Raw genomic sequence first — 5,168 nt, forward strand, 5'->3', positions numbered from 1 at the left:
GGGCTGGTCGACGGCGAGCATCTCCATGACMCCCTCGCGGGAGACCCGGGCACGGCCGGACGTGGCGCTCTTGACCACCAGGCCGGGGTCGCCTGGCGCAGGCAGCTTGCCGCCAGCACGCGCTCGCCCTCGATCTCGACCATGCAGGCACGGCAGTTGCCGTCGCTGCGATAGCCCGGCGCATCCTTGAAGCAGAGATGGGGAATGGTCTCGCCGGCGCGCTTGGCGACCTGCCACAGGGTTTCCCCCGGCGTGGCGCTGACGTCAAGCCCATCCAGGGTCAGGGTAAAGGTTTCCGGATTCATGGTGTCATCCCCTGACGATCACGTTCTGATCGGCCAATTCGTTGCGAAAATCCTTGAGCAGCCCGAGCACCGGGTTGGGTGCCGCCTGCCCCAGGCCGCAGATCGAGGCGTCCATCATCACCTGCGACAGGCGCATGAGCGCCGCGGCATCCCACGCTTCCCGCTCCAGCAGAGCCAGCATCTTCTCGCTGCCGACCCGGCACGGCGTGCACTGGCCGCAGGATTCGTCGGCGAAGAAAGCCAACAGGTTGGTGGCCACCGCCCTCAGGTCATCCCGGTCGGAGAGCACGATGACGGCAGCGGAGCCGATGAAGCAGTCGTGCTCCTGCAGGGTGTCGAAGTCCAGCGGAATGTTCGCCTTGCTGGCCGGGAGTATGCCGCCGGAGGCGCCACCGGGCAGGTAACCCGCCAGCCGGTGCCCTTCGGCCATGCCGCCACCGTACTCATCGACCAGCTCGCGCAGGGTGATGCCCGCCGGCGCCAGGTGCACGCCGGGATAGCGGACCCGACCGGAGAGCGAGAAGCTGCGCAGGCCCTTGCGCCCGTGCCGCCCCTGGTTGGCGAACCACTCGGCGCCACCCTTGTGAATCAGCGGAATCCAGTAGACCGTTTCCACGTTGTTGACCAGGGTCGGCCGATCGAAGAGCCCCTTCTGGGCGACGAAGGGCGGACGATGGCGCGGCTTGCCGGGCTTGCCCTCCAGCGACTCGATCATCGCCGACTCCTCGCCGCAGATATAGGCCCCGGCGCCACGACGCAACACGATATAGCCCGGCGGTACCAGGCCGGCCGCCTCCAGCTCGGCGATCGCCTCGCGCAGCACCCGGTGCAGGCCGGGGTACTCGTCGCGCAGGTAGATATAGAGTGCGCATGCCTCCACCGCCCAGGCGCTGACCAGCGCCCCCTCGAGGAAGCCGTGCGGCGAGCGCTCCAGATAGTAGCGATCCTTGAAGGTGCCCGGCTCGCCCTCGTCGGCATTGATGGCGCAGTAGCGAGGCCCCGGCTCCTGCCGCACGAAGTGCCACTTCTTGAAGGTGGGGAAGCCGGCGCCGCCCAGGCCGCGCAGCCCCGCCGCCTCCATCTCCTGCATCAGGGTTTCCACCGTGACGCGTCCTTCACGACAGCCTGCCAGTAGCGTATAGCCACCAACGGCCCGGTAGTCGGCCAGGCCGGGCCAGTCGATGGGGTCGGGATGCAGCTCGCCCGCCTCCAGGGCCGCCGTCACGCTTTCGGCAGTGGCATGCCCCAGATGGCGATGGCCCACCTCCACCACCGGCGCGGTTTCGCAGCGCCCCATGCAGGGCGCCCGCAGCACCCGCACCTGGGCCGGATCGAGTCCCGCCTCCAGCGACGCCTTGAGGCTCGAGGCGCCGGCCAGCTGGCAGGAGAGCGAATCGCAGACGCGCACGGTCACCGCCGGTGGCGGCGCCTGGTCGTCGTGGATCACATCGAAGTGGGCATAGAAGGTCGCTGTCTCGTAGATCGCGGCCATGGGCAGGTTCATGTAGGTGGCCAAGGCGCGAAGCGTCGCCAGGGGTAGATGCCCGCGGCTATCCTGAATCGCATGACAATGCTCGATCAACAGGTCGCGCCGGCGCAGCTCGGGGCGGTCTCGCTCATCGCCGATGAGCTGGCGCAGGGCCGCAAGCTCATCGGTGTCGAGTGAACGGCCGCGTGGCTTGCCACGAAAACGGCGCTTGGGGGTCACGGTCTGGACGGTCATGTGCGGGCTCGTTGTTTGTTGTTGGTTGGCGCTTCCCTACCTTGTGTATTCACACCGGCTCTTGACCAGCTCAAGCTACCGGGCCGGTCTCGAGCTGCTTGCGCAGTTGGAACTTCTGGATTTTCCCCGTCGAGGAAGTTGGCAGCGGGCCAAAGACGACCTTCTTGGGAACCTTGAAGCGGCTGATATTCTCCTTACAGAAGCTGATCAACTCCCCTTCGCTCAGCTCGCTGCCGGGACGCAGCTGGACGAAGGCGGCGGGGACTTCGCCCCACTTGGCATCCGCCATCGCCACCACCGCCGCGTATTGGACGTCGGCGTGACGCAGAATGATCTCCTCAACTTCCAGCGAGGAGATGTTTTCCCCGCCCGAGATAATCACATCCTTCAGCCGGTCGCGAATCTTTATGTAGCCATCCGGATCCATCACAGCCAGGTCACCGGAGTGAAACCAACCGCCAGTAAAGGCTTCCCTGGTAGCGGCTTCGTTTCGCAGGTAGCCCTTCATGACGATATTGCCTCGGAACATGATCTCACCGATCGTCTGGCCATCGGCGGGGACGGGTTCCATCGTCACCGAGTCGAGCACCGCGATGCTGTCTTGCAGTGGATAGGTCACGCCCTGGCGTCCATTGAGCCGGACCCGCTCATCCAGGGAGAGCTGATCCCACCCATCCTGTTTGACGCAGATCGAAGCGGGGCCGTAGGTTTCCGTCAGCCCGTAGACGTGAGTGAGTTCGAAACCCAGCGTCTCCATCCGCTGGAACACGGACGCAGGCGGCGCCGCGCCGGCGATCAGCCCGAGACCTTGTGCTCGATCGACGCCTGCTCAGCATCAAGAGCGTCGGCGATCATGGCGTGGACGATGGGTGCACCGCAGTAATGGCTGACCTTGTGCTGCCTGATCAGCTTGAGGATTTGCTCGGGGTCCACGCGCCGCAGGCAGACGCTGGTACCGCCGATTGCCGCCAATGTCCATGGGAAGCACCAGCCGTTGCAATGAAACATCGGCAGGGTCCACAGGTAGACCACTGAGGGAGGCAGGGTCCAGGCCAGGACGTTGCTGGTCGCGTTCAGGTAGGCGCCGCGATGGTGGGTGACGACCCCCTTGGGGTTGCCGGTGGTACCCGACGTGTAACCCAGCGCAATCGCATCCCACTCGTCGGTAGGTAATTGCCAGTCGTCCAACTCCGGCTGCTCGGCCAGCAGCGCCTCGTACTCCAGTTCGCCGATGAAGCGCTCTACACCCTGGCTCGGGTCAGACACGTTGATCACCTTCGGCGCCGGCCCTTCCAGCCGGGCCAGGGCCTTTTCGACCACGTCAATGTACTCGGGATCAACCAACAGCAGGCGCGAGCGGCTATGGTCGAGAATAAAGGCCACTGCCTCGGGATCAAGGCGGATGTTGATCGCATTCAACACCGCACCCACCATGGGCACGCCGAAGTGGGCTTCGTACATGGCCGGGACATTCGGCAGCATGACGGCCACCGTATCCCCCCTGGTGATACCAACATGCTTCAACAGGGACGCCAGCCTGCAACAACGGGAATAGGTCTGTTGCCAGCTGTAACGCCTATCGTTGTAGATCATCGCCGTTCTGTCGGCGTAAACAGTGGCAGCCCGTTTGATAAAGCTCAGGGGTGACAGCGGAACATAGTTTGCGTCGTTTTTGTCGAGCGCCTCATTGACATGGCATATATCACTCATGGTCTTATTCCTGTTATTTTCTTGACGGGTAAAAACCCGGCCATTCAACTGGCACGATGATGGCACCGTCCCATTAGCTGTTCAGAGTCACCACACTGATCGCCGGAGATTCGGCCATATAATCCGCGGCTTACCTGGTATCTGATGCGCACAGTGCCGCTAGCGGCCTGGCTGCTCCCAGGTGGGTTTACGCTTGGCAAGAAAGGCATCGATCCCTTCGCTTGCGTCAGGACTCATCATGTTTTCAGCCATCACATTGCCGGCAAAGTCGTAGGCGTCGGCCAATGACATCTGGCGCTGGGGCTGGAACATGGATTTCCCGAATCGCACTGCCGCCGGACTCTTTCTCAGAATCTGTTCCACCTTATTGGCCACGGCAGCATCCAGGTCGTAATCAGCGGTGACGCCACTCAACAGCCCCCACTCCAATGCAGTATCCGCATCGATGAATTCGCCGGACACCAGCATGTCGAACGCCCGCTTGGAAGGAATGTTTCGGGACAGTGCTACGGCAGGAGTCGAACAGAATAGCCCCACATTGATGCCCGACACCGCAAAGCTGGCCGACTGAGCGGCGATGGCCAGGTCGCAACTGGCCACAAGTTGGCACCCTGCCGCCGTGGCCATGCCGTGGACTTTTGCGATCACGGGCACCGGCAGTGAAACGACGCTCTGCATCAGCTTGCTGCAATTGCGGAACAGCGTCTGATAATAGGCATGGTCGGGATTCGCCCGCATTTCCTTCAGGTCGTGGCCGGCGCAAAATCCCCGGCCGTTGCCACCGATTACCACACAGCGGACTGCAGGGTCGGCAGCGATTGCTTCCAACTCCCGCTGCAACGCCGTCAGCATCGCTTCAGAAAGGGTGTTGAATTTATCCGGTCGATTCAACGTGAGGTAGACCGCACCGTCCATATCCTCTCTGAGAAGAACATTTTCCGAAGAGTGACTTTGGTTCATAAATGACTCCCGCCAGAGATGGCTGGCTAAAGATGATTGATCGTCACCTCGGCGGTGATCGAGTTTCGGATAAAGCAGTTTTTATGGGCGTTGGCGTGAATTCTGGATATCGCCTTATGATCCGGGACTTTTTCGCCTCCGAAGGTGATGCGCGGCGACAGCTCAATACGCGTTATCTCCATTCCTTTCTTGTCATTGCTCTCCAGATAGCCGACAGGGTTATCTTCATAGGATTCGACCTGATAACCCTGAAAATCGGCGATGGCCAGAAAGAACAGCATATGGCAGCTGGACACCGAGCTGATCAGCATCTGTTCCGGGTCTGCGCAGCTTGAATCGCCCTTGAATTCGACCGACGCGGAAACATTAACTTTTTGACCACCATTCAACGTAACGCAGTGATTTCGCGAGTATGTGTTTGCATCGGTTGCGTGGGGAGCGCTCTGCCAACTGATGGCTGCCTCATGGGC

Annotated in this window: 6 protein-coding genes; all 6 read right to left on the minus strand. The window is 62.0% G+C overall.

Annotated features, from left to right (window positions below):
• A partial coding sequence (locus Q427_RS27120; RefSeq protein WP_043518660.1) for a 2Fe-2S iron-sulfur cluster-binding protein occupies window positions 1-305 on the minus strand: 305 nt, incomplete at its 3' end.
• A gap of 4 nt (window positions 306-309) precedes the next feature.
• Window positions 310-2,028, minus strand: a complete 1,719-nt coding sequence (locus Q427_RS27125) for an NADH-ubiquinone oxidoreductase-F iron-sulfur binding region domain-containing protein (protein ID WP_043518662.1) — start codon at window positions 2,026-2,028, stop codon at window positions 310-312.
• A gap of 70 nt (window positions 2,029-2,098) precedes the next feature.
• On the minus strand, window positions 2,099-2,797 hold the full coding sequence (locus Q427_RS37240) for an AMP-binding enzyme (protein WP_442905594.1): 699 nt from the start codon (window positions 2,795-2,797) through the stop codon (window positions 2,099-2,101).
• 26 nt (window positions 2,798-2,823) lie between these two features.
• Window positions 2,824-3,738, minus strand: a complete 915-nt coding sequence (locus Q427_RS37245; protein WP_442905595.1) for an AMP-binding protein — start codon at window positions 3,736-3,738, stop codon at window positions 2,824-2,826.
• 159 nt (window positions 3,739-3,897) lie between these two features.
• Entirely contained in the window at window positions 3,898-4,698 is an 801-nt protein-coding gene (locus tag Q427_RS27135; RefSeq protein ID WP_043518663.1) for an enoyl-CoA hydratase, read from the minus strand.
• Between the two features lie 26 nt (window positions 4,699-4,724).
• On the minus strand, window positions 4,725-5,168 hold a 444-nt coding region (locus tag Q427_RS27140; protein WP_043518664.1), incomplete at its 5' end, for an OsmC family protein.

The sequence above is a fragment of the Halomonas sp. BC04 genome, assembly GCF_000568385.1.